The sequence below is a fragment of the Mucilaginibacter sp. R-33 genome, from assembly GCF_049949235.1.
Taxonomy (GTDB): Bacteria; Bacteroidota; Bacteroidia; order Sphingobacteriales; family Sphingobacteriaceae; genus Mucilaginibacter.
This window is the reverse complement of the sequence record NZ_CP188089.1, coordinates 6,437,714-6,460,786: the sequence shown is the minus strand read 5'-3', so window position 1 is coordinate 6,460,786 and position 23,073 is coordinate 6,437,714. Positions and strand designations below refer to the sequence as shown.

At 41.9% G+C, this 23,073-nt stretch carries 22 protein-coding genes and 1 tRNA gene; 9 read left to right on the top strand and 14 right to left on the bottom strand.

The window, feature by feature from the left end; translation table 11 throughout:
* Positions 1 to 128 precede the first annotated feature (128 nt).
* Positions 129 to 1,154, top strand: coding sequence for a uroporphyrinogen decarboxylase (gene hemE, locus ACP26M_RS27030; RefSeq protein WP_426584888.1), 1,026 nt, complete (start codon positions 129 to 131; stop codon positions 1,152 to 1,154).
* 110 nt (positions 1,155 to 1,264) lie between these two features.
* Entirely contained in the window at positions 1,265 to 1,798 is a 534-nt protein-coding gene (locus ACP26M_RS27025) for a CopD family protein (protein WP_426584886.1), read from the top strand.
* 2 nt (positions 1,799 to 1,800) lie between these two features.
* On the opposite strand, the gene ACP26M_RS27020 is transcribed toward ACP26M_RS27025, so the two are convergent.
* Positions 1,801 to 2,553: a hypothetical protein gene (locus ACP26M_RS27020; RefSeq protein WP_426584884.1), complete on the bottom strand. Its 753-nt coding sequence runs from the start codon at positions 2,551 to 2,553 to the stop codon at positions 1,801 to 1,803.
* Between the two features lie 106 nt (positions 2,554 to 2,659).
* On the opposite strand from ACP26M_RS27020, the gene ACP26M_RS27015 reads away from it, so the two are divergent.
* From ACP26M_RS27015 to ACP26M_RS27000, 4 genes are all read left to right on the top strand, one after another.
* Positions 2,660 to 3,229, top strand: a complete 570-nt coding sequence (locus ACP26M_RS27015; RefSeq protein WP_426589778.1) for an RNA polymerase sigma factor — start codon at positions 2,660 to 2,662, stop codon at positions 3,227 to 3,229.
* Complete coding sequence (locus tag ACP26M_RS27010) at positions 3,213 to 4,004, top strand: hypothetical protein (protein WP_426584882.1); 792 nt, start codon at positions 3,213 to 3,215, stop codon at positions 4,002 to 4,004. Before ACP26M_RS27015 ends, ACP26M_RS27010 begins: the two co-directional genes overlap by 17 nt.
* 32 nt (positions 4,005 to 4,036) lie before the next feature.
* Positions 4,037 to 4,867 carry an outer membrane beta-barrel protein gene (locus tag ACP26M_RS27005; protein ID WP_426584880.1) on the top strand — a complete coding sequence of 277 codons (831 nt, stop codon included), beginning with the start codon at positions 4,037 to 4,039 and terminating at the stop codon, positions 4,865 to 4,867.
* A 124-nt stretch (positions 4,868 to 4,991) separates the two neighbouring features.
* Positions 4,992 to 5,990: an ABC transporter ATP-binding protein gene (locus tag ACP26M_RS27000; RefSeq protein ID WP_426584878.1), complete on the top strand. Its 999-nt coding sequence runs from the start codon at positions 4,992 to 4,994 to the stop codon at positions 5,988 to 5,990.
* Positions 5,991 to 6,381: 391 nt separating this feature from the next.
* Here the strand turns inward: ACP26M_RS27000 and ACP26M_RS26995 are convergent, their stop codons facing one another.
* Positions 6,382 to 6,693 (bottom strand): hypothetical protein, encoded by a 312-nt coding sequence (locus ACP26M_RS26995; RefSeq protein ID WP_426584876.1) that lies wholly within the window; start codon positions 6,691 to 6,693, stop codon positions 6,382 to 6,384.
* 236 nt (positions 6,694 to 6,929) lie between these two features.
* On the opposite strand from ACP26M_RS26995, the gene ACP26M_RS26990 reads away from it, so the two are divergent.
* Both ACP26M_RS26990 and ACP26M_RS26985 read left to right on the top strand, forming a co-directional pair.
* Positions 6,930 to 8,045, top strand: coding sequence for a sensor histidine kinase (locus ACP26M_RS26990; RefSeq protein ID WP_426584874.1), 1,116 nt, complete (start codon positions 6,930 to 6,932; stop codon positions 8,043 to 8,045).
* A complete protein-coding gene (locus tag ACP26M_RS26985) occupies positions 8,042 to 8,776 on the top strand; it encodes a LytR/AlgR family response regulator transcription factor (protein WP_090529123.1) in 735 nt (244 codons plus the stop codon). The genes ACP26M_RS26990 and ACP26M_RS26985 overlap by 4 nt, the downstream gene beginning before the upstream one ends.
* Before the next feature lie 5 nt (positions 8,777 to 8,781).
* Here ACP26M_RS26985 and ACP26M_RS26980 read toward each other — a convergent pair whose 3' ends face one another.
* The 5 genes from ACP26M_RS26980 to ACP26M_RS26960 all read right to left on the bottom strand — a co-directional run bounded on the left by ACP26M_RS26980 (position 8,782) and on the right by ACP26M_RS26960 (position 13,606).
* On the bottom strand, positions 8,782 to 9,825 hold the full coding sequence (locus tag ACP26M_RS26980; protein ID WP_426584871.1) for a reverse transcriptase family protein: 1,044 nt from the start codon (positions 9,823 to 9,825) through the stop codon (positions 8,782 to 8,784).
* Positions 9,826 to 10,100: 275 nt separating this feature from the next.
* Positions 10,101 to 10,469 (bottom strand): hypothetical protein, encoded by a 369-nt coding sequence (locus ACP26M_RS26975; RefSeq protein WP_426584869.1) that lies wholly within the window; start codon positions 10,467 to 10,469, stop codon positions 10,101 to 10,103.
* Complete coding sequence (locus ACP26M_RS26970; protein WP_426584867.1) at positions 10,466 to 11,002, bottom strand: DUF4365 domain-containing protein; 537 nt, start codon at positions 11,000 to 11,002, stop codon at positions 10,466 to 10,468. Before ACP26M_RS26970 ends, ACP26M_RS26975 begins: the two co-directional genes overlap by 4 nt.
* A 76-nt stretch (positions 11,003 to 11,078) precedes the next feature.
* On the bottom strand, positions 11,079 to 11,396 hold the full coding sequence (locus ACP26M_RS26965; protein ID WP_426584865.1) for a hypothetical protein: 318 nt from the start codon (positions 11,394 to 11,396) through the stop codon (positions 11,079 to 11,081).
* 218 nt (positions 11,397 to 11,614) lie between these two features.
* Positions 11,615 to 13,606 carry a M1 family metallopeptidase gene (locus ACP26M_RS26960; RefSeq protein WP_426584863.1) on the bottom strand — a complete coding sequence of 664 codons (1,992 nt, stop codon included), beginning with the start codon at positions 13,604 to 13,606 and terminating at the stop codon, positions 11,615 to 11,617.
* Between the two features lie 347 nt (positions 13,607 to 13,953).
* Here ACP26M_RS26960 and ACP26M_RS26955 point away from each other — a divergent pair, with 347 nt between their 5' ends.
* Positions 13,954 to 14,181 (top strand): hypothetical protein, encoded by a 228-nt coding sequence (locus ACP26M_RS26955; protein WP_176627945.1) that lies wholly within the window; start codon positions 13,954 to 13,956, stop codon positions 14,179 to 14,181.
* Between the two features lie 326 nt (positions 14,182 to 14,507).
* Here the strand turns inward: ACP26M_RS26955 and ACP26M_RS26950 are convergent, their stop codons facing one another.
* From ACP26M_RS26950 to ACP26M_RS26920, 7 genes are all read right to left on the bottom strand, one after another.
* A complete protein-coding gene (locus tag ACP26M_RS26950) occupies positions 14,508 to 14,858 on the bottom strand; it encodes a Spx/MgsR family RNA polymerase-binding regulatory protein (RefSeq protein ID WP_176627944.1) in 351 nt (116 codons plus the stop codon).
* A gap of 131 nt (positions 14,859 to 14,989) precedes the next feature.
* On the bottom strand, positions 14,990 to 17,461 hold the full coding sequence (locus ACP26M_RS26945; RefSeq protein WP_426584860.1) for a TonB-dependent receptor domain-containing protein: 2,472 nt from the start codon (positions 17,459 to 17,461) through the stop codon (positions 14,990 to 14,992).
* 115 nt (positions 17,462 to 17,576) lie between these two features.
* Positions 17,577 to 20,033, bottom strand: coding sequence for a TonB-dependent receptor domain-containing protein (locus ACP26M_RS26940; protein ID WP_426584858.1), 2,457 nt, complete (start codon positions 20,031 to 20,033; stop codon positions 17,577 to 17,579).
* Between the two features lie 104 nt (positions 20,034 to 20,137).
* On the bottom strand, positions 20,138 to 20,698 hold the full coding sequence (pth, locus tag ACP26M_RS26935; RefSeq protein ID WP_090529151.1) for an aminoacyl-tRNA hydrolase: 561 nt from the start codon (positions 20,696 to 20,698) through the stop codon (positions 20,138 to 20,140).
* Positions 20,699 to 20,985: 287 nt separating this feature from the next.
* Complete coding sequence (locus ACP26M_RS26930) at positions 20,986 to 21,570, bottom strand: 50S ribosomal protein L25/general stress protein Ctc (protein ID WP_426584856.1); 585 nt, start codon at positions 21,568 to 21,570, stop codon at positions 20,986 to 20,988.
* 136 nt (positions 21,571 to 21,706) lie between these two features.
* Complete coding sequence (locus tag ACP26M_RS26925; RefSeq protein WP_090529157.1) at positions 21,707 to 22,651, bottom strand: ribose-phosphate pyrophosphokinase; 945 nt, start codon at positions 22,649 to 22,651, stop codon at positions 21,707 to 21,709.
* 154 nt (positions 22,652 to 22,805) lie between these two features.
* Positions 22,806 to 22,876 (bottom strand) — tRNA-Gln (locus ACP26M_RS26920).
* Positions 22,877 to 23,073 lie beyond the last annotated feature (197 nt).

The window sequence follows — 23,073 nt, the reverse complement described above, 5'->3', positions numbered from 1 at the left end:
AAGCAAGAGTCGGGACAGAAAGAATAAAGAGACGAGGCAGCAAGAATCAAGACAGGATTAAATTTCTTTCTTGTCTCTTGATTCTTGACCTCTTGCTTCTATCCACTTTCTTGCTTCTAACATAAAATATGAGAGATTCGTTATTAATAAAAGCGGCATTTTCGGAGCAGACAGAACGCCCGCCGGTTTGGATGATGAGGCAGGCAGGCCGCTTTATGAAAGAGTATTGGGATATTAAAAACAAATACTCGTTCCTCGAAATGTGTAAAACACCGGAGATCGCTGCCGATGTTACCATGCTACCGGTTGACCTGTTAGGGATTGACGGCGCCATTTTATTTTCAGATATCCTGGTAACGGGTGAAGCCATGGGAGGCGACCTGAGTTTCAACGCGGGTGTTGGTCCGCTGTTTGCCAATCCGGTACGTACACAGGCCGATATAGACAACCTGCAAACTGATGTATTGGATAAGCTGCAATATGTCGCCGATGCCATTAAAGTAATTCAGCAACGCCTTGCCGGCCGCATCCCGTTAATTGGTTTTGCAGGTGCGCCGTTTACCGTAATGAGCTATTTGGTTGAAGGCGGATCATCAAAAGATTTTAAACGTACCAAACTGATGCTGCACAATGAGCCGGAAATGGCCCATCAGCTGTTATCAAAAATTGCCACCGTTACGGCCGATTACTTGAACATGCAAATCGCCGCCGGCGTAAACGCTGTACAGATCTTTGACAGCTGGGCGCAGGCTTTGGCGTGGGATGACTATAAAGAATTTAGCCACCGTTATATTGCCGAGATCATCAGCAAACTGAACCGTAAAGATATCCCGGTAATCTCCTTCTGTAAAGGCAGCTCCGTTTTTGCACCGCTAATGGCCGAGGCTAAACCGGATGTGATCTCTATCGACTGGAATGTTGACCTGTTAGATATCAAAAAACGCTTACCGGTAGGCATAGCGGTACAGGGTAACCTTGATCCGCACATCCTTTATGCTGATAAAAAAGTAATTAAAGAACGCATCTACCGTTTGTTCGACCGTATGAAAGGCGAAAACGGCTTCATCTTTAACCTGGGCCACGGCATCATGCCGGATATCCCGTTTGATAATGTGAAGTATGCGGTAGAAGTGATAAAAGAATACAGAAATTAAAATAAAGCCAAAATGTCATTGCGAGCGATAGCGTGGCAATCGCGAACTTTGCAAGGCCCTCTGTAAAGTTTGCGATTGCTTCGTTCCTCGCAATGACATAAATTCACGGTATGTACCAATACGTTCTCGCCATACACATCATTTTTGTAGTCTGCTGGATGGCGGGACTGTTTTACATTGTGCGTTTGTTTATCTACCACACCGAAGCGCAGGATAAACCCGAGCCCGAACGCACCATACTTTCCAAACAATTTGAAATTATGGAAAGCCGGCTCTGGAATGTTATAGCCAAGCCATCCATGCTGCTTACCATACTGGCAGGTTGTACCATGTTGTATTTAAGTCCGGCGTGGTTAAAAATGCCCTGGTTGCATATCAAATTGGCGTTTGTATTTGGCTTAGTGGGCTATCATCACATCTGCGAATCTAAAATAAAGCAAATGCGCAAAGGCGTTTTCAAATGGACATCCGGTCAGTTACGTCTTTGGAATGAACTCGCAACCATTTTTCTTTTCGCTATTGTTTTTCTTGCCGTTAAGAAAGATACCTTAAGCTGGGTGTTTGGTGTAGTTGGAATAGTTTCTTTGGGTGTGATATTGATGATAGCGGTTAAGATCTATAAAAGATATCGGGAGAAGAAGTAATTCTATTCCTTTTCTTGTTCCGATGCTAAACTAAACGGGACAGTCATGGCACAATGAAAACCCAAAAAGAACGAAGCTACCAGTAAACTACCTAAAGCACTTTCCACAAAATAAAATGTAGCTTTCGACTTGACCGGTGACATAATCAATTCGAAAACCGCCGGACGAAGCAACGCCATCACTTCATAAGCGACTTCATTAAAAAAGAATACGGCAATCAGCAAAAAAACAATCTGCTTTACTTTGATATGTTCTACGGAAACTATAACCTGAATTACTACAGCAAACAATACAAGTGGGATATAAAGCCTGGCAAGGAAAATTATTTCACTTGCCCACATATCAAAATGCGGATTACTAACCGTATGATGAGCCTGTCCTTTTAATCGGCAAAACGAAAAATCCAACAGAAAACAAACCACTAATATTAAGAGTAAATAAAGTACACTTTTAACCGTCACTTTGTTAACCAGACTTAGTGAAAATACCGACACAAAAAATAGGAATACAGACTTCCCGTTATCAACCACGCTGTAAATCTCATTAGTACTAAAACGAAGAAAGAAAAAGCTTAATATGCTTACCGGATGTGTTTTAGAAACTGGATCATAATTGCTGTAGGTGGACAATATCTCAATTATAAAAAAACAAAATACCGTCCATAAAACAGCGGCTATGATAGTTTTAGCAAATTTCTTTTGATAAATTTCGATAAAGGCTGCTGATTGTCTCTTTAAAAAGTCTGAATATTCCATGTGATAAGATTGGAATATAAAAATGCTGATTAAAATCAACTATTCATCAAAATATTTACATCCCCATGCAACCATTTACATCACTCCGCCATCTTACTTATAAATGATGTTTTTGGAACCTAAATATACCATTCACCAACTGATAGACCGTTGCCGGGCCGGCGAGCGGAAGGCGCAGGAACTGCTTTATAAGCAGTTTGCCTCAAAAATGCTGGGGGTATGTATGCGCTACGCTACCGACCGCATGGAAGCCGAAGACATGTTGCAGAATGGCTTTATAAGGGTTTTCCAGAAAATGGACGATTACCGGGGCGAGGGGTCATTTGAGGGCTGGGTTAGGCGCATTATGGTTCACAGTTCAATTGAATACTATCGCAAACATCACAAAATGATGCAGGTAATTGATATTGACGAAGCAGGGCATGAGCCATCTGTTAATCCTTTAGCTGCGGCCAACCTGGATGCAAAAGTGCTAATGGGCATGATACAGCAACTGGCGCCGGGTTACCGGATAGTATTTAACCTTTATGCGCTTGAAGGTTATTCACACAAGGAGATAGCGGATATTGTAGGCATTACCGAGGGTGCCTCTAAATCGCAGCTATCAAGGGCTCGTACAATACTGAAAGAACAAATTGCTAAAATGGAGGGCAAAAGTTATGGATATGCAGGATAAGGAACTGGACAGGCTGTTTCAACAAAAGCTTGATGACCTGGAAATACAACCATCGGCCCATGTATGGCAGGGCATCAACGCCGAATTAAACGCCGGCAGGCGTAAAGGAATATTATTGCCTTTGCTAAGCGCAGCAGCAGGTGTTATATTACTGATCACCGCAGGTGTCCTGTTCATCCCTAAACAAGCGGCTAAACATCATGACCATCCAACAGAAATAGTTAAAGCCCATCAACCGGTAACACAACCTGTGGCAGTTACAGTTAAGCCCGTGGTACGTCCAACCACGGCCCAAAACAAAGTACCTGCAAATCCGGTTATAGCACCTGTTAATACTATAGCGCGTGTTAATAAAACCAAAAGCAATTTGACACCATCTGTATCACAGCCTGTAAATCCTATCCCCTCACCTGTAACAGCCCATACAGATGAACCATTATTAGCAAATGCCCCCACCGCAGATTATCCTGTTGTTAACGCCGTGGTTCCGGATACAGCAACGGGAATCAGCCCGAAATTAACCATCATTGCAAGTGACAACACACAGGCGGCATTAATAGCCCGGGTATCGTCGCATGACGCTCATGTAATTGCAGCCAAACCTGTAAAAAAACATCGTATCCGTAGCCTTGGCGATGTTTTTAACGTGGTGATAGCCGCTGTTGATAAACGTAAAGACAAAGTAATTGAATTCAGTAATACCGATGAAGACGACGCCACCATTACAGGCCTGAACCTGGGCTTTATTAAAGTAAAAAAAGAGAAAGAGAAATAATATTTTAGCGAAAGATAGATATACCACAACATATGAAACGCCTTATTTTCACCATCACAATATGCCTTGCCGCGAGCTTTGTTTTCGCTCAAAGCACACCTGCCGATTCCACCCAAAACACGTCAGATACCACCACCCATAAAAAGCATGTTAAGGTAAAACTGGGTTTTGGCGAAGATGTAACCCAGGTGAATATTAACAATGATGAGCCTGATACCGCCTACCACGCACACAAAGCGCCCGGCTTTTCCTTTGGGGTAACCTTTTCAAGGATCGACCTGGGTTTTGCTACGCTGATCGACAACGGCAGCTTTACCCTATCTGACAAAAACAAGTTTTTAAGCTACCGCCAGTGGAAAACAAGCAACTTCGGTTTTGATGTGCTGCAATTTGGCTATCGCTTTAACAGTGCCTTCAAAATTTATGTATCCGGCGGTTTTGACTGGACACATATCCGGCTGCGCAACGATATTACTATCCAGCGTAACGCGCCGGTACTTACGTACGTGCAGGATAGCATCCACTACAGCAAAAACCGTTTCTCATCAAGCTATTTGCGAATCCCCCTATCATTTTACTACCGCAGCCATGAGGACGACAGGGGCAACTACTTCAGATTGGTTGCCGGTCCGGAGATTGGGATCTTGCTTAATGGTCGCGTAAAACAGATCAGCGAGGAAAATGGCAAGCAAAAATTTAATGACGATTATCATTTTGCCAAACTGCGCAAAGGCGTATTTGTACGCATGGGATACGGTATCATGGGCTTATATGCCAAATATTACTTCAACGATATGTTTGAAAACAGCCCGGATCAAAAAGGGTTAAGGAACTTCTCATTCGGATTGACTTTTGGCTTCTAAACAGAACCATGATTTTAAGGATTACAGGATGGCCATGATAGATGGATGACTTGCCATCCTGTAATCCTTAAATCAGGTAAATCATGGTTCAGAATCATGACTCAAACGTTTATCTTTGCCACTGATGTCAGAGATTCCTTTTTTGCAGGCGGTTGCCATAAGTAAAATATACCCGGGAAAGCAGCAGGCCGGTGTAAAAAAAACCGGGCTCGTTATTGAACCGGGCAAAATCACCGCCATTATCGGCGAAAGCGGCAGTGGTAAAAGTACTTTACTGAGATTGTTATATGGTTTGCTCTCGCCCGATGAAGGCACTGTTTACTTTAAGGGCGAACGCATTTGGGGACCCGAAGAAAAGCTGATCCCCGGTCATGATGCCATGAAAATGGTAACCCAGCATACCGATGATCTTAACCTGTTTGCCAAAGTTTGGGATAACGTGGCGGCTATGCTGCCGGCAACAGATCTCAAAGCCAAACAGGAGAAAACCGAAAGGGTGCTTAAACAGCTCAATATGTTTGCCATGGCCGATAAGCGTGTGGCCGACCTAAGCGGCGGCGAAAAGCAACGCGTAGCCATTGCCCGCGCTATTGTTACCCATCCCCAGGTATTGCTGCTCGATGAGCCCTTTAACCAGGTCGATACTTCATTTAGGGAAGGCTTACAGCATGATATCAGGCAGATAGTTAAAGAAATCGGATTAACGGTGATCATGGTATCCCATGACCCTGCCGAAGTGCTATCGATGGCAGATGAGCTCATTGTTATAAACAAAGGAGAAATTGTTGAGCATGGCAATCCCAAGGCTCTATACAAACATCCCAAATTTCTTTATACGGCCCAACTGCTCACCAATTGCAACGTACTAACCGCTCATGAAGCCCGTTTTTGCGGCATTGACATAACCAAAGAATATGCGGTTGTTTATCCTGAGCAAATCAAAATTAAATTGATAGCGGCAACCAAAAGCTGGGTTGTTAAGCAGGTGTTATTTAAAGGTTTTTATGAGGATCTGATCATTAGGCATGAAGATATTACCCTACGGGTCTTGAGCGAGGAAACCGGAAAGTATGCCGAGGGAGATTTGGTAGCAGTACGGGTTGAGAAGTATTTGGAGTATTAATCCCACGATTAGGCTTACAAGGCAAGCAAGATATTTAGTTGTAGTTAACTGATATCGGCCCGCTCATTCGCCGCGGGTTGGCTTTGTTCTTTTTCTTGATAAAAAGAACCAAAAATCAAGTCAGCAGATAGGCTTCTTTGCGCTCAAGGCCTTTGCCCTGCAAACCGGGCATAACCACGGGCTGCAATTATTTTGCCCTGCTTCGCTCGCTCGTTGTCCCCGCTTCTGCAAAAACTTGCTATGCCCCAACAGCAGCACAGGCCACCATTGTTCTGCCCGCTTTCGCCCGAAGCTTACCTGCTGACGGGAAGGAAAAGAATTTTCTTAAAAATAAACCGGCGCCATACCTCGCGTTGACCACCGGTTTTTAAACGTATATTTAAAAAAGATCTTAATGCCTTAAATCAAGGCTCAGCATTACCAGGTTTTTACTTTCAACATAGGCGGTGCGCTCGTTCAACCTGTCAAGGACCTGATCAAGCGCCAGGCGGGTCTTTTTCTTTTTAATGTTGAGTTTGCTGTAAACTGTTTCCTCGTATATCAGCTTATTGTTATCGTTATAAAACTTAATGGTTTGCACGCGGGGCAAATTAATCTTGTGTTCAACTACCCAAAAACCGTGTACGTTTGTTATTTTATTTTGAGCCTGCACCGCAACTGCTGCAAATGCCAGGATACAAACTGTGATAATTAACTTTTTCATGGTGTTATTTTTAATATAAACTAAAATTAAGGGCTCGTAAAATGGCATGAAAATAGCGTAGGCACACAACCCGCCAGTTACGATTAACTGCATTTTAATACGACAAATAAACATCCAACCTGAAAAACGTACCGAAGCAGCCTTACTCCAGGTAGTTCGTCATCAAATGATTGCAGTTTGTCGCACTTTTATCCTAAAAGCCGCCCAATTAAACTGTTTTACAGTAAATTAGCTATATGAATACCGGCTTCGATCTCCTGCTCAATAATATAAAGCTGCCGCGCTTTTGGCAGCACCTGATATTTTGGGTAATTGTATCGTTTTTCATCACGACGCTTTATTCGTTCCAGACCAATTTTTGGGTATCCTTACGCAATAACCTTTTGTACATGCCCATACAAATAGCGTATTACTATGCCATTGCTTACTGGCTGGTGCCCAAATACGTTTTTGAAAAACGATATGTGATGTTTTTCATGATGCTGATACCGCTTGTTTTTGCATGTATGTTTATCAGCCGTACCATCGGAATCCTTTTTGTTGCGCCCTACCTGATCAGGGTGATGCACGTAACAGATGCCGGTTATATCGCCTCAACCCAACGTCCGTTTTTTGAGCAATTAACAGATGGGCAAAGCCTGGTAAATTCATTTAAAGGGACTAACCTGTTTACCGGGTTTGTACTTGCTATTAAACTTTTTAAAATGTGGTATGAGCGCAAGCAGGCGGCATTAGAAGCCGAACTCAACGCGTTGAAAGCCCAGGTACATCCGCATTTTTTATTTAATACACTTAATAACCTTTATTCGTTAAGTCTTAATAATTCGCCCAAATCGCCGCAGGCCATAATTGGCCTGTCGGACCTGCTGCGCTATATGCTCTATGAATGCTCAGATAACGAAGTACTTTTGGAGAAGGAAGTATTTATGATGCAGCAATATGTAAAGCTCGAAAAACTACGCTATGAAGAACGCATCGACATTAACTTTACCATTACCGGTAATTTGAAAGATAAAACTATAGCCCCGCTGCTCATTTTACCTTTTATCGAAAACGCCTTTAAACATGGCACCAGCGAGCAGGTGGGCGCCACCTGGATCAATATTGATATTAGTGTTACACTAAACCACTTCAAGTTAAAAGTAGCCAACGGCAAGCCCGAACGCTCTGTTGAAGAAGCCCATACGCCGGGGCATATCGGGCTAAAGAATGTGACCAAAAGGCTCAACCTGCTGTACCCTCATACCTCACGCCTGAAGATCGTGAACGAAGAAGATACCTTTTTTGTAGCGCTTGACCTCGACCTGAAAATCATAAAACAATCTGCTGCACAACAAATGGTAACCGCATGAAAATCCGCACACTTATAGTCGACGATGAGCCGCATGCCATTGAGGTATTGAAAAACTATCTTGCGCGCTTCAGCGAGATGGAGGTTACCGCCACCTGTAATGACGGCATTGAAGCGTTTCGCCTGCTGCAACAAAAACCTATCGATCTGATGTTCCTGGATATTCAGATGCCGGGAATAAAAGGTACCGACCTGCTGAAAAGCCTCAAGAACCCACCTAAAGTAATTTTCACCACCGCCTACAGCGAATACGCCCTTGATGGTTTTGAGTTGAATGCGGTTGATTACCTTTTAAAGCCTATCTCCTTTGAGCGTTTCCTGCGGGCGGTCGACAAGATTTATCAGCTAAACGAACATAAGGGCAAACTCCTGATTACCCATGAAGAACCTGTAAGTGATACGCATACGTTCATCTATCTTAAAGTAGACCGCAAAACAATTAAGGTTAATATCAATGATATTTTATGGATAGAAAGCCTGCGCGATTATGTTAAAGTAGTGGCCGTAAATAACCACGTCCACATTACCAGGCAAAAGATCAGCTTGCTCGAAGAAATGCTTCCTGAGAACAGGTTCGTACGCATCCACCGGTCATTTATAGTGGCATTAAACAAAATAGATTCTTTCTATGCCTATAGCATGGATGTTGCCGGGCATGAGCTGCCTATCGGTCGCAACTATAAGCAGGATGTACAGAAAAAGCTGAAGAGTGAACGGTTGCAGATGGGGTGATTTAGTTAATTGGTCAAATCAGTTGATTTCATTAATTTAATCAATTGTTCTTTGTATAAAGTTAATTCTGTATTTTTCTTCTTTACAAACAAGCAAAAATTCACTCTCCCTATTAAATATTCTAAATAATTCCCTTTAGACAATTGAATTTTTTCGACATGAGAATCCAATCCATATTTATTAATATAAAACATAGTTTGTCGAATATCTTTTATCTCAGTTTTTTTTACAGACAGCTTTCGATTTACAACTATACCTGTGACCATTTGGCGCTGGTGTTGTCTCTTAACACGAGTTTTTGATTCATTCATCTTAAATTTATGTCTCTCCAAAATCTTCCTTACTCCTCCTATAATCGTTCCCGAATGAAAATTACCTGATATCGTTATGTCATCGGCATATCTTAATCCCCATTCCCTACAAAAGGAGAACAATTCTATGTCGAGGTTATGAGTTAAAATAGAAGATAAATAAGGGCTTGAGGGACTGCCTTGAGGCAAACTTCCATTTAAAGTACATAACGATGCTAATATATTAGATACATTGCTATTATATCCAAAATTCAAAAACAGGTCTCTAACCGCCTCATATTTTATATTATCAAAATACTTCTCTATGTCGATATTAAGTACCTGCTTTTGCTTAGTATGATACTTTGCATTGCTAACTATCGACCGCCCTTTTGAATATGCGTTATTGAACTTGTTAGGTGGTACTACTCCAATAATATTTCCAAGTATCCAGTACTGAATAGCTTTTAATCCAGGTAAAGGTTCTGTAATTTCCCTACTATGCCCATTCTTTTTAGGGATTTTAAATACTCGATAAAAATTTTTCGGTTTTGAAATTGCCCTTAACAAATATGATTCCCGGTATCCAGTTAAAAATGATAAGTGCTTTAGATCATAAATAACAGGAACACCTTTATCATATAGTTTTTTTGAATAAGATAAAAGCTCAAGGATAACATTTCTCGGAATGTTAGCATCTTGAGCTTTTTTTGAAAATTTGAATGAATACTCATTCCAGGAGTAAAAAGATTCTTTCATTACAAAGTGATGCACGTATATAATATCACTCAATATCCCACTCAGCATAGCAGCTTAAACAGCAACTGAACAAAGAGAGAGAAAACAAAAACGGGTTAATGAACAGATCGTAATGTAGAATAAAATAGCATCGCCGGCCTATTAACCATATACTTAACGGAGCTCCGCGATAGCATTTACTCATCTACAAAACGCTTGAAAATATGTTCGCCCCAGAATAACGAATCGCTATTCCGCAGCCATCGGCTGCTTGAGCTAATGATAATCCTTACTTCCTATACATCAAATATATAGTTTTTGGGAATATATATGTCCGGTATTTCATTTAAACTATAAATACTATTAGGTTCCAACAATATCCATTCATGTTTTAACTTACTATATTTACTTTTAAGATTTTTAAATTGAGAAATTAAAGTAGCAAATACTGGCAATTTTGCTATTTCTGGGTTTATTTTCTTTATCCGTGCCATACTTATCTCAAACATTTTAGGATATTCAACATCGGATCCAACTTTAGGAAATTTTAAGTCGACACCTAAATAATTTTGATAATACTCAAATAACAAATCCTCAGAAATCAATTCCCACCCATGTTGCTTCAAATGAACTTTTAAAAGCCTAATATTTTGGTTAATCCTCATATGTTATTTATTGAATTAAAAATAGATTTAAAATTTTTCAACAAATGGTTAGTGCGAGGAATTTCAATTTTGACTTTAGAATCTTTGCTTTTAATTCGAAGAGTAGATGGGATTGCACTATTTTCTGGAATGTACCAGTAACAACTCTTTCTTAAAAGTATGCTATTTTCCACTACGTCAATCCAAGTGCTTTCATCCTCCGGAAGAACAAACAAAACAAGTATCATTTTTACGTAAAGAGAATCTACTCTGTCTTTTAGAGTTTGATAGTTCTTATAACGTAATTTATATTCAATAAACTTACCACTTTCAATTGCATACTTTTCTGTAGTTGATTTTAATTGTATATCAAGGCGTCTATCCGAGTCTTGAAACATAAACTTCCCATTAGATAATTGTATTTTTTCTACAGGTCCAACAGTTAAGTCTACGCCATGATCAACTTCCGCTTTATATATTTTAAATCCATCGTGAGCCAAAATCAATCTAACAAATGCTTCGGAAATAGCTTCCTTAATCTGTTCTTCCGTCATTGAGGTATCTAATAAACCAACGTTAAATGATACGCAATATAATATTATAATTTAATACAAATATTTACTGACTCGATTAATTAACTGGCAAAAAACCGGCAAACAGATCCCCAGTCTCCTTCAGTGTATTAAGCGGAACATAATCACAAACTTCAGCATATTCGCCCCACATTTGCTGTACGGCTTTATTATGATGGGCATTTGCAATGGCTTCGGCACTCAGCCATTCAAAAACTTCAATAATGGTGCCGTCGGCAGCTTCCATAATGATGGATTCACGGTCGGTTACCAGTCCTTCCTGTTTCAGGCGCGGTATATGCGTTTTCATTAACTGTTTTAATGCTTCCTGTTTGCCCGGTTTAGGTTTATAAGCAACAATTACAATCTGTCCCATAGGCTTCCGTTTATTAATATGCAATTTACAAAAAACTGCAGAGGCTATATGACTAAAAAACAAGTTTAAAACTGGTCGTTCCTGGGTATGGTGTTTAGCTTTGTAAGCAGGGGCACTTATCGCTATTGGAGACCAGGCAAGGGACGCTTAATGAAAAAACGGCGACAAGATATCTTGTCGCCGTTCACTGATCTCCCCTTCAGGAGAGATTTATAAGGTTATTTTTTCCAAACGTTATTTTCGGGATTGTAATCCGGTAATACTTTATCAGGATCGTAAGTAACCGATTCAATTTCTTCGGTTGATGGATATTTAAATGTCCATGATGCATAACGCTCCCAAATTTCAACCGGTAGTTTTACGCGGTCAACTTTACCGCTTTTGGTTTTGATCTCCAGGATAACCGGCATGGCCATTTTGCCCAGGTTATCTAAAGTGATCAGCGCGCCTTTAGCTGGATCGTTGTCAACGTATTTTACATCGCTTACAGCTACATCTAAACGCCAATCGTTCAGGAACCAGCCTCTCCAAAACCATTGCAGGTTTTCGCCGGCTGCGTTTTCCATCGTACGGAAAAAGTCGTCGGGAGTTGGGTGTTTAAATGCCCAGCGGTTAATGTAGGTTTTAAAGGCGAAATCAAAACGTTCAGGGCCTAAGATCTGCTCGCGCAGCAATACTAAACCCGCACTTGGTTTTGAGTAAAGCAGGGTACCGGTGTTTCTCTCTTTCAGGTTGGCCGGCTGGCTCATGATCGGCTCAAGATCGGGCCTTGTAAAGAAAGCGCCGGTAGCGTGCATATCCTGAACGCGGGTGTTTTTGTACTCGCCATTGTTAAAGTTAGCGGTAGAAAGGGTGTTAATGAAGGTGTTAAAACCTTCGTCCATCCAGCCGTACATACGTTCGTTTGAACCAACGATCATCGGGAACCAGGTATGGCCAAACTCGTGATCGTTAACTCCCCAAAGGCTTGCTTTTTTTGCTTTAGCTCCGCAGAAAACAATACCCGGATATTCCATGCCACCTACGATACCGGCAACAGCGGTAGCAGCAGGATAAGGGTACTCAAACCATTTTGATGAGTTATACTCGATAGATTTTTTAACATACTCTGTTGAACGGCCCCATGCATCGTTGCCATCGCTTTCAACTGGGTAAGCTGATATCGCAGTTGATTTTTTACCGCTTGGCAGGTCCATCTTGGCAGCATCGATAATAAATGCTGCAGATGAAGCCCATGAAGCATCACGGGCATTCTTGATTTTAAAGTGCCAGGTTAACTGGGTTTTACCGGCAGGGCGCGATTTTGGATCGATGACCTCATCAGCCGAACGGATGATCACTGTGCTTTCGCTTTTTTCGGCAGCAGCCCAGCGTTTCAATTGCTCAGGGGTATATACATCCTGCGGGTTTAATAATTCGCCCGATGCTACCACGATATGGTTTGCAGGAGCGGTGATGCTCAGGTCGAAATCGCCATATTCCAGGTAAAACTCACCCGGACCGCTGTAAGGGAGGGTGTTCCAGCCCATTACATCATCGTACACACATACGCGTGGGTACCATTGGGCAATAGTGTAAACTTTACCATTTTTGGTTTGCAGGTAGCCCATGCGGTCTGACCCATAATTTGGCGACACAAAAGAGTATTCAATTTTGAGTTTAGCCTGACCGCCGTTCGCGGCAATTTCTTTTGGAAGGAAAACCTGCATCCTGGTATCGGTGATCAGGAATTTAACGTCGACATATTCGCCTTTCAAACCGGCAACTTTTACCGATTTGATTTTATAACCGGCATCAAACGCCTCGCCGCGGCCCCAGTTACGGCTGCCCGTAGGCGGAACGATAGCCGTACCTCTTGAATCGAGCTTAAATAGGTTCTGATCAAGCTGCATCCACATAAAGCCCAATGTTTGCGGACTGTTATTGGTATACGTTAAAACTTCCGAACCGGTAATTTCATTGGTTTGATCGTTCAGCTTTGCCGCCAATTGGTAGTCGGCACGGTTTTGCCAGTATTTATATCCCGGCTCACCGCTTGCCGCGCGGAACTCAGTACCATTCTTAGTGTAAAACCCGGGACCGAAAGTTTCGTGATAATCGTAAACAGAACCGGCGGGGAGTGTGGTGGTAGGCGCTGGCTGCTGGGCATAACTCACCCCTGCGGCCAACATAAAGGCAAGGCTGCAACCTGCCATCAGTTTTAGTTTCATGTTCAGTCAAATAAATTGCGTAAAGGAACAAGTATACTACAAATTAGGCAGATGCAAAAGGTTGGTAAAACGATTGTTACCGATTTATTAAGGAATTGATTTCGTGCTTAGAGGCTATATATCAGGTGGATTGGGATAAATATTGAAATAAGCATTTCGAAAATATCATGTCATTGCGAGCGTAGTGCGGCAATCGCATGCTATACAGGGTGGCCTATCTCCGTGCGATTGCTTCGTTCCTCGCGATAACATATTTATTTCCACCATTGTTGGGAGTTGTCATACCAACAACGGTGGAACTTTAAAGGCTTATATTCATAAACCAAATTTCTTTTGTAAATTTGAATATGACCACGCTAACTGTGAACATAACTAATGAAAGCGATTTACCTGTATTACAGGAGATATTAAATCGTTTTGGTTTAACATATACTATCGATATAGAAAATGAGTTCTCTTTTTCAAAAAAAGATATCGAAGGCTTACTAAAATCAAAAAAAGATTTTCTGGAAGGAAAAACCACGGCCCGAAATTGGGATGATATAGAGGAAGACCTGAACCGTGGCTACAATTAAGCTTTTAAAGAGGGCCGAGCTTGAACTTATTGATGCCTGTAACTGGTATGAGGAACAACAAAAGGCCTATCAAAATATCTTAGGAAAGAGCTCAAAGGGGTTTTAGGTATTATAAAACTCCATCCCGAACTGTATTCAAAAAGATATGATATAGATCTTCACTTCGCCCCGCTACAGAAATTCCCATACGTAATAGTTTATTGGTATGATAAAGACCTTGATACTGCTTTTATTATCTCAATTTTTCATACCAAACGAAACCCCGATGAATTCGAAAGCTAACTAAAACTTACGAAGCCCTAAGCCTCGTAAGTCGTCGAATTCCCTTACTTCCCCAAAAAATGATCGGCATAAACCTTTTCATCAAAGCCGAAGAAAATGAAGCCGTTATCTTCAATAACCGGGCGTTTGATCATGCTGGTTTTTTGCTGTAACAGTTGCAGCGCATCGATATTGGTTTTGATGCTTTCTTTAACTGCCGGGTCAAGCTGTTTCCAGGTGAGGCCCTGTTTATTCAAAAATTTCTCATAGCCCGCTTTGCTGTCCCATTCCTGCAGCTTTTCGGTACTTACACCCAGCTTTTTGAAATCCTGGAAATCGTAAGCTACTTTATTTTCTTTAAGCCAGTCGAGGGCTTTTTTTACTGTATTGCAATTGGTAATTCCGTAAACTTTCATGGGGTAAATTTACGGATTTAGAGGTATCATAGGCAGATGCTATGGCAACTCACCTGTTCTTTTACAATGAGGCGATACGAAACAAAAAGAGGCGCCATTACGCGCCTCTCCTAACAAATATCTATCAGCAATTAACCATTGCCGCCGCCATTGCTTTTTCCTCCGCCTTTGGTATCATCGTTATTAATGCCACGCTGGTTCTTTTTGATATCGCCATTCAATTTACCAAACTTAAAGTTTAATCTCACGGCAAAATTCCTGTAGCGGTTATGGTATAATGATTCCTGGTCAAAATCAACTGTATGTGTGGTCGATCTGAATGTACGGTATCTACTGTATGGGTTGTTGGCTACCGCTGATATGGTTAGCTTTTTGTTCAGGAACTCTTTAGATAGTACGTAGGAGTTAAAAATAAAATTGCTCGATTTACCTTGTAAGGTAACATCACCGCTAAAGAAACCGGCATCAAGCCCTAAACGGTAGCCACCATCAAACTTGTAACCAATATTGGCAAAAGCGTTGCCGGTGTAACCATCGTTTTTGTAAAACTGACCATTATAAGTACCTTTTAACCATACATGCGAAATTTGCCCGTTGATGTTAACCGTAAACTTCTTAGTGATAGAATAATTGGTATTAAGGTTTAACCCTAACGAACGGTTACTGCCCAGGTTTTGATAGGTGGTAAAAGTAACCGTGTCGATATGATCGCCCATGTTGTTTTGAATCAGGCTGGTCACATTTTGGATAGCATTATTGGAGAATGCATAGCTCAAACCAACATTGATTGATCCTTTTGAGAAATTACTATAGTTCAACTCAAAAGTATTGTTCAGCTCCGGCTTCAGATCGGGATTACCTGTGCTGATAAATTTGGGGTTCGATTTATCGATAAATGGGTTTAATTGGTAAATGCCTGGCCTTTGAATGCGCTGGGTAAAGCCCAAACTGATGCTGCTGCTTTTCATAGAGCGCTGAACAGAAACCGATGGAATAAAGTTATTATAGCTTTTATCAAGCGGCGTGCCTGTAAACACGGCATTTACCTGCGTATGCTCTAAACGCAAGCCCGCCTTGCCGGTCCATTTATTCATCTTTAACTGATACGAGTTATAAGCACTGTACACATCCTGGTGATAGTCGAACTCGCCGGTTTGCCCTGCATTTACATTATATACCGAACTGGTTGAATCTTTATCCTCGCGCCTGTAATCGCTGAAATTGTTCCGCAGAATCACTTTACCGCCGGCCTCAATACTGATTTTCTTCAATGGATAAGCATAATCTAACTGGAAAGTATGCTCACGGTTACCTGCATTATTATATTGCCTGAAATCGGGTTGGAGGGCATTGTAATAATTAACCCTTTCCGAAAACTGGTTATCGGTGAAATTTTTGCTCGGTCCGTAGCTGTATTTGTAGGATAATGTTAGCAATTCATCTTTATGCCCTTTAAAGCCTAACTGGTAGTTGATAGACGCGTCGAGACCCTGATCATGATTGTAACCGTTGCTCGACAGCCTATAACCCTGGGTCAGATCACCGGCCGCATTCGTCTGGGCCGATCGTTGTGAGCCGTCCTGATCAAATTCGCCATGAAAAAACTCGAATGAACCGGTAAGCAGGTTTAGCGTATCAATCTCATAGCTCAGCTCTGCATTAGCATAGCGATATTTGCCGCCAAATGAATTATTGCCTGTTTGCAGGATGCTTGATTCAGGATCAAAAAAAGTTTGTTTGGTGGTTGATGTATTGGTATTACGCTTCTGGTTACCAAAACCTGCATAACCCGAAACTCCGAACTTACCCTGCTTGGCAGTCATGTTCAGGTTATAGCCAGGGCCCCATACACTATTATAGCGCATGTTGACGCTGCCGTTATACCCCTGATCGGCGTTCTTTTTAGTGATGATGTTAATTATACCTGCCAAACCCTCGGCATCGTATTTTGCAGGCGGCGTAGTGATCACCTCAATCTTTTCGATGTTGGTGGCCGGCATTGCCTTTAATACGTCTGACGGGTTTTTAGCCATCAGTGCCGATTCTTTCCCGTTGATCAGGATCTTGTATTTGCCGCTGCCTTTTAACTTGATGTTATCGTCGCCATCCACGGCTAAAAGCGGTACTTTACGCATCATGTCCAATGCAGAAACCGCTTTGCTTTCGGGGTCGGCAGTTACATCGTAGCTTAGGCGGTCAACCTCTTGTTTCATAACCGGCTTTACAGCGGTAATGGTTACCTCGTTCAGCTGTTTGCTTGATGCTGCTACCAGGATCCGCCCCGCATCAAACGTTTTATCGGTTATTTTCACCGGGAGTACTTTTGTTGCATATCCAACAGAAGCTACTACTAACTGATAGGTTTTACCTTCGGGGGCTTTCAGTTCAAAGCTCCCGTCATCTTTGGCAAGCGTACTTTTTACCGGGGTTTTGGTAGCGGCATCCTGCAGTGCCACCGTACCATACCCCAATGGTTTGTTGGTTACCGAATCGATCACGGTACCTTTAACAGTTATATTTTGAACAGGAACCGGTGCGGCAGCCTGGGCCATAACCATGCCCGTGACAAAACAGCAGATCACTGTTAGTAGAAATTGTTTCATAATTGCGATTTTGGTCATAAGACGTTTAAGATACCCGGGTGTGACAGTAAAAAGTATGCGTTTAACACTTTTTAACGTTTGCCACTGCCGGGTAACGGATTAGTTACTGAAGTTGTTAATTGCGGCTTCCGCTGCTGGTATCATCATTGTTAATACCACGTTGATTTTTCTTTATGCTGCTGTTAAGCCTGCCAAACTTGTAGCTCAGGCTCACGTTAATAGTGCGATAAAAGTTGTTATTGGCTGTGTAAGTTTCAAAGCCATCACCTTTGGTATAAAAGTCGAGCTTGCTGAATTTTTTGAAAGGATTGTTAACGTTTAATGATAATGATACCTTTTCGTTAAACATCGTTTTGGTTCCGCTGATGGAACTGAAAAAGAAATAATTGTCCTTTCCCTGCAACAATACATAACGGCTGTCATACCCAATGTTTAAGCCGGCGCGATAGCCGCCATCAAATTTGTAGCTGGTATAAGTAAAAATGTGTCCCTGGTTACCACTGTTGCTGAAAAGCGAGCCGTTGTAATAGCCCTTCAGCCAAACAAACAGTAATTCGGCATTTATATTCACGTTCAGTTTTTTGGTGATGGGATAATTCACATTCAGATCAAAGCCCCAGTTTTTGTTCGAGCCCACATTAGCGTAAGTGGTAGTAGTAACTCCTGCGGTATCAACCGAGGCTAAATTTTGTACCGTGTTATTGGCAAATGAGTAATTGGTGCTCAGGTTGATGGAGCCTTTGGCAAAATTGCTATAACCCAGCTCAAAATTATTGGTTACCGCGGCCCTTAGGTTAGGATTACCAACGTTACGGTATTGCGGGTTGGATTGATCAGTATATGGGTTAAGCTGGTAAATACCGGGGCGTTGGATGCGTTGGGTAAAACCAAGCGTGAGACTGCTGCTTTTCAGGCTCCGTTGTACCGATACCGAGGGCACAAAATTATCATAGTTTTGGTTAACGGTTGGTTTCCCTACCGCGAAATCGGCGTTAACCGTGGTATGTTCCAACCGCATACCGCCTTTAAAAGCCCATTTGGTTAACTTAACGGAATAGGAGTTGTATACACCATAAATATTTTGTTTATAGGTAAAATTATTCACCTGCGCTGTATCGGCGTGATACTCATTATCAACGTCGCTTTTTACGTCGGTATTAAACTGGCTATAGTTATTACGCAGAGTTGCTTTACCACCGGCCTCAACAGTAAGAATTTTGGCAGGCTGGATATAATCTAACTGAAAAGCATGCTGCTTTGAACCTGAGTTATTATATTGCCTGTAATCATTGGGGATACCTTTGCCGGTAGCACCGTCTCCTTTTGTGGCCTCGCTGGTTTGAAGATTGTTATTATAATTGTATTTATAAGATACGGTAAGCAACTGCTCCTTGTTTTTCCTGAAACCCAACTGGTAGTTTAACCCCACGTCAGATCCTTTAAATTCGCCTGTGCCATTGTTAAACAAACGGTAAAATTGCGTAACAGCATCGGCGCTATCGCGTTGGGTGGTAACCTGATAATTATGCTGATTGCTTTTGCCATGATAAAAATCAAACATACCGGTAATCAGGTTCAGGGTATCTACCTCATAACTTAATTCACCGCTGCCATACAGGTTTTTACCAGTGTTGCCTCTTGTACCTGTTTGACTAAGTGTTGACTGCGGATCGGTTGACTGTGACTTAAAAAAAGTAGTCATGTTCTCGAACGATGACGTACGCAAGGGCCTGTAGTTATAACCGGCATAGCCGCTAAAACCAAATTTACCCTGCTTTACGGTTAAGTTCACATTAGCACGTTCGCCAAAAACATTGTTATAGCCGGTGTTGATACTTACATTATATCCCTGGTCGGCATTTTTTTTGGTGATGATGTTGATGATCCCGGCAAGGCCTTCGGCATCATATTTTGCGGGCGGCGTAGTGATTACTTCTATCTTTTCGATATTAGCGGCCGGCATGGATTTCAGCACGTCCGATGGGTTCTTAGCCATCATGGCCGACTCTTTTCCATTGATCAGGATCTTGTAATTGTCGTTACCCCGTAGCTTGATAGCGTCGTTGCCATCAACAGATAACAAAGGTACTTTCCGGATCATATCCAAAGCGGTGATCGATTTACTTTCCGGGTCGGCAGTTACATCATAGCTCAGGCGGTCGACCTCCTGTTTCATTACCGGCCTTACGGCGGTAACGGTAACTTCTTTCAATTGTTTGCTCGATGCCGAAAGCAGGATCCGGCCTGCATTAAATGTATTATTTGTAAGTTTTACCGGGATAGTTTTGGTGGCGTAACCAATAAAAACAGCAACTAACTGGTAAGTTTTACCTTCGGGTGCTTTTAGTTCAAAACTGCCATCGTCTTTAGCCAGCGTGCTTTTTACCGGGGCTTTGGTGGCGGCATCCTGGAGCGCAACAGTAACATATCCCATAGGTTTGTTATTAGCCGAATCAATGATAATACCTTTTACAGTAATATTAGGAACTGCCGGAGCGACGGGAGCTTTTGTTTGAGCAAATAAGAAGGTAGAAAAGCAACAGCAAAGTACCGTTAGCAGGATTTGTTTCATAAGGTTATTTAGGTTTACAAGACGTAAGTACACACCCGTGCGTTACAACACGAATTACGATTTGAACGAAATTTTAACTAAAATATTAGTTTGTAACGACGTTGTTACTTATTATAACGGGTCATGGTAAGTTCGGTTCCAATAGTTGCAAAACTCTTCACCATCTCTATCGAACGATCGATCAATGCAGGCAGCTCGGGCTGTTCGTCTTTATCAAACGGGCTCAGCACAAAATCAACCTGGCGGCCTTTGGGGTAATTATCACCAATGCCAAAACGCAGGCGTGCGTAGTTATTGTTGCCAAGTACTTCTTCAATATTTTTAAGGCCGTTATGCCCGGCGGCACTGCCTTTGGGTTTTAAGCGTAAGGTACCCAGCGGCAGGGCAAGGTCATCCACAATAACTAAAACATTCCCCACCGGAATTTTCAGGTCTTTCATCCAGTAGCTCAGGGCTTTCCCGCTCAGGTTCATATAGGTAGTAGGTTTAATGAGGCAAAGCGTACGGCTCTTGAAGGATACCTCGGTATAATAAGCCAGCCGCGAGTTTTGGAACCTCGCTCCCTCTTGCCTGGCCAGTTCATCCAAAACCATAAAACCTATATTATGCCGTGTATCTGCATACTCCGGACCAATATTTCCTAAACCTACAATTAAATATTTCATGCCCCCTGGCCCCCTAAAGGGGGAATTATGAAGCTATCCAAACCAACAATACAATCGTCATTGCGAGGTCCGAAGCAATCGCAAACTGCACAGGGCGGACCTCCTAATCGGGGATTGCTTCGTACCTCGCAATGACGTGATGGTTATCTTTCAGAAATGCTCCGAGTAATTAATTAAATTTTTATGCGAAGATATTGTTTATTGCTCAAACAAAAACAGCGATAGAAATTACTCTACCGCTGTTTTTAATTTCGCCTCTTGTTCCCCCTTCAGGGGGGGTAGGGGGCTTATTTTTTACCTGAAGCTGCTTCTTGTTCAGCCTGACGCAATGCACGTGAGGTAGTTACAGAAACAATGGTATCTTCTTTAGCATTAGTGATAGTTAAGTTATCTAATTTAATATCAGATACTTTTACTGATTTACCTACTTCAAGAGATTCGATGCTTACTTCAATAGCATCAAGATGATCTTTAGGAAGCGCTTTGATACGCAGTTTCCTTAATTTTTGAACCAGTTTACCACCTACTTTAACACCTGGAGAAGTACCGGTTAATTTTACCGGGATCTCGATAGTGATAGGTTTTTTCTCATCTAACAACAAAAAGTCAACGTGAGTGATTTTTTCAGTTAGTGGGTGGAACTGGATGTCCTGGATGATAGCTTGTGATTTAACACCGGCAATTTCAAGATCGATGAAATGAACAACCGGAGTATAAACAACGGCCCTCAAATCAGCTGCGGACACAGAAAAGTGGGTCTGGGTAGCACCACCGTAAAGCACTGCTGGCACCAGGCCATTGTAACGCAGCTCTTTCGCGTCTCTTTTCCCTACGTTCTCTCTTGGAGAACCGCTAATAGCAATTGATTTCATTTTTATTTATTTGTTTATTATTTAGTTCATGGTTGATAGATCATTGTTCATGGCCTATTTTCCCATAAAATCTTTATTCGTTTTTATCTCACGGTTGGCAATTTACTATGAACCATCAACCATGATCTATGAACTCTTAATCCACCTTAAACAAGGTACTAATCGAACCGTGTTCGTTTACGTTGCTTATCGCTTTAGCAAACAGTTCGGCGGTTGAAAGCACCCTTATTTTAGGGCTGCTGTGTTTAAGCGGGATCGTATCTGTAACTATCAGTTCGGTTAATGCCGAGTTTTCGATAGTTTCATAAGCTTTACCTGATAATACCGGGTGTGTACAAACCGCGCGAACGCTGCGTGCGCCACGTTCCATGATCAGTCCGGCTGCTTTTGCTAACGTACCTGCGGTATCACAAATGTCGTCAATGAGTACAATGTCCTGATCAGTAACATCACCTATCAGCGTCATGGCTTCAATTTCGTTAGCACGTTTACGGCGTTTGTCGCAAATTACCACTTCGGCATTAAAGAACTTGGCAAAGCTGCGGGCCCTGTATGAACCGCCCATATCAGGCGATGCAATAGTAAGGTGACCTAAACCAAGGCTTTTAATATAAGGTACGAAAATGATAGAGGCATCCAGGTGATCAACCGGAACATCAAAAAATCCCTGAATCTGCGCTGCGTGTAAATCCATGGTCATGATACGGTTAATGCCGGCTGCAACTAACAGGTTAGCTACCAGTTTTGCACCAATGGCAACACGTGGTTTATCTTTCCTGTCCTGGCGCGCCAAACCAAAATAAGGTATAACGGCGTTTACATAATGTGCTGAAGCGCGGCGGGCGGCATCAATCATCATTAGTAATTCCATTAAATTATCGGTAGGCTGGTGGGTAGACTGGATCAGGAAAACATCGCATCCCCTTACAGATTCATTAAAATGCGGCTGGTATTCGCCATCGCTAAAACGCGATATCACAACTTCGCCTAACTCACGACCATAAGCATCAGCTATAAGATGCGCAAGTTCCTGCGAACCTGATCCTGAAAATAATTTAACCGGGTTAAATTGTAAGGGCATTTTGATTTTGAATTTGGGATGTTCGATTTCGGATTTTACCTGTCCTTCACCGTTGATCTTTTACAAATACAACCGTTATAAAACACAATTCGGATTTCAAGTTTTCCAATCAGAATAAATCCGAAATTGAAAATCCGAAATCCGAATTTTATTGTTGCCCGACCAGGATTCGAACCTAGACAAACGGTACCAAAAACCGTCGTACTACCATTATACTATCAGGCAATCTCCTTTGGTTTGTTTTACTCCCCGAAAAGGAATGCAAATATAGCGCGAATATTTGATTCTCAAAATAGAATTTTAAAAAAGTTCATTATTAACTCAAACACAGCAAAATAAAATACAAATACGCCTCAAAAGGCCGTTTTTGATGGCAACATCCCAATAGTTTTATTATTTTCGGCTGCATTAATCCTGTTTTT

Bases quoted from the DNA above. Each gene is read 5' to 3' on its own strand.
- hemE (WP_426584888.1), top strand. From the start codon at position 129: ATGAGAGATTCGTTATTAATAAAAGCGGCATTTTCGGAGCAGACAGAA.
- ACP26M_RS27025 (WP_426584886.1), top strand. From the start codon at position 1,265: ATGTACCAATACGTTCTCGCCATACACATCATTTTTGTAGTCTGCTGG.
- ACP26M_RS27020 (WP_426584884.1), bottom strand. From the start codon at position 2,553: ATGGAATATTCAGACTTTTTAAAGAGACAATCAGCAGCCTTTATCGAA.
- ACP26M_RS27015 (WP_426589778.1), top strand. From the start codon at position 2,660: ATGTTTTTGGAACCTAAATATACCATTCACCAACTGATAGACCGTTGC.
- ACP26M_RS27010 (WP_426584882.1), top strand. From the start codon at position 3,213: ATGGATATGCAGGATAAGGAACTGGACAGGCTGTTTCAACAAAAGCTT.
- ACP26M_RS27005 (WP_426584880.1), top strand. From the start codon at position 4,037: ATGAAACGCCTTATTTTCACCATCACAATATGCCTTGCCGCGAGCTTT.
- ACP26M_RS27000 (WP_426584878.1), top strand. From the start codon at position 4,992: ATGTCAGAGATTCCTTTTTTGCAGGCGGTTGCCATAAGTAAAATATAC.
- ACP26M_RS26995 (WP_426584876.1), bottom strand. From the start codon at position 6,693: ATGAAAAAGTTAATTATCACAGTTTGTATCCTGGCATTTGCAGCAGTT.
- ACP26M_RS26990 (WP_426584874.1), top strand. From the start codon at position 6,930: ATGAATACCGGCTTCGATCTCCTGCTCAATAATATAAAGCTGCCGCGC.
- ACP26M_RS26985 (WP_090529123.1), top strand. From the start codon at position 8,042: ATGAAAATCCGCACACTTATAGTCGACGATGAGCCGCATGCCATTGAG.
- ACP26M_RS26980 (WP_426584871.1), bottom strand. From the start codon at position 9,825: ATGAAAGAATCTTTTTACTCCTGGAATGAGTATTCATTCAAATTTTCA.
- ACP26M_RS26975 (WP_426584869.1), bottom strand. From the start codon at position 10,469: ATGAGGATTAACCAAAATATTAGGCTTTTAAAAGTTCATTTGAAGCAA.
- ACP26M_RS26970 (WP_426584867.1), bottom strand. From the start codon at position 11,002: ATGACGGAAGAACAGATTAAGGAAGCTATTTCCGAAGCATTTGTTAGA.
- ACP26M_RS26965 (WP_426584865.1), bottom strand. From the start codon at position 11,396: ATGGGACAGATTGTAATTGTTGCTTATAAACCTAAACCGGGCAAACAG.
- ACP26M_RS26960 (WP_426584863.1), bottom strand. From the start codon at position 13,606: ATGAAACTAAAACTGATGGCAGGTTGCAGCCTTGCCTTTATGTTGGCC.
- ACP26M_RS26955 (WP_176627945.1), top strand. From the start codon at position 13,954: ATGACCACGCTAACTGTGAACATAACTAATGAAAGCGATTTACCTGTA.
- ACP26M_RS26950 (WP_176627944.1), bottom strand. From the start codon at position 14,858: ATGAAAGTTTACGGAATTACCAATTGCAATACAGTAAAAAAAGCCCTC.
- ACP26M_RS26945 (WP_426584860.1), bottom strand. From the start codon at position 17,461: ATGAAACAATTTCTACTAACAGTGATCTGCTGTTTTGTCACGGGCATG.
- ACP26M_RS26940 (WP_426584858.1), bottom strand. From the start codon at position 20,033: ATGAAACAAATCCTGCTAACGGTACTTTGCTGTTGCTTTTCTACCTTC.
- pth (WP_090529151.1), bottom strand. From the start codon at position 20,698: ATGAAATATTTAATTGTAGGTTTAGGAAATATTGGTCCGGAGTATGCA.
- ACP26M_RS26930 (WP_426584856.1), bottom strand. From the start codon at position 21,570: ATGAAATCAATTGCTATTAGCGGTTCTCCAAGAGAGAACGTAGGGAAA.
- ACP26M_RS26925 (WP_090529157.1), bottom strand. From the start codon at position 22,651: ATGCCCTTACAATTTAACCCGGTTAAATTATTTTCAGGATCAGGTTCG.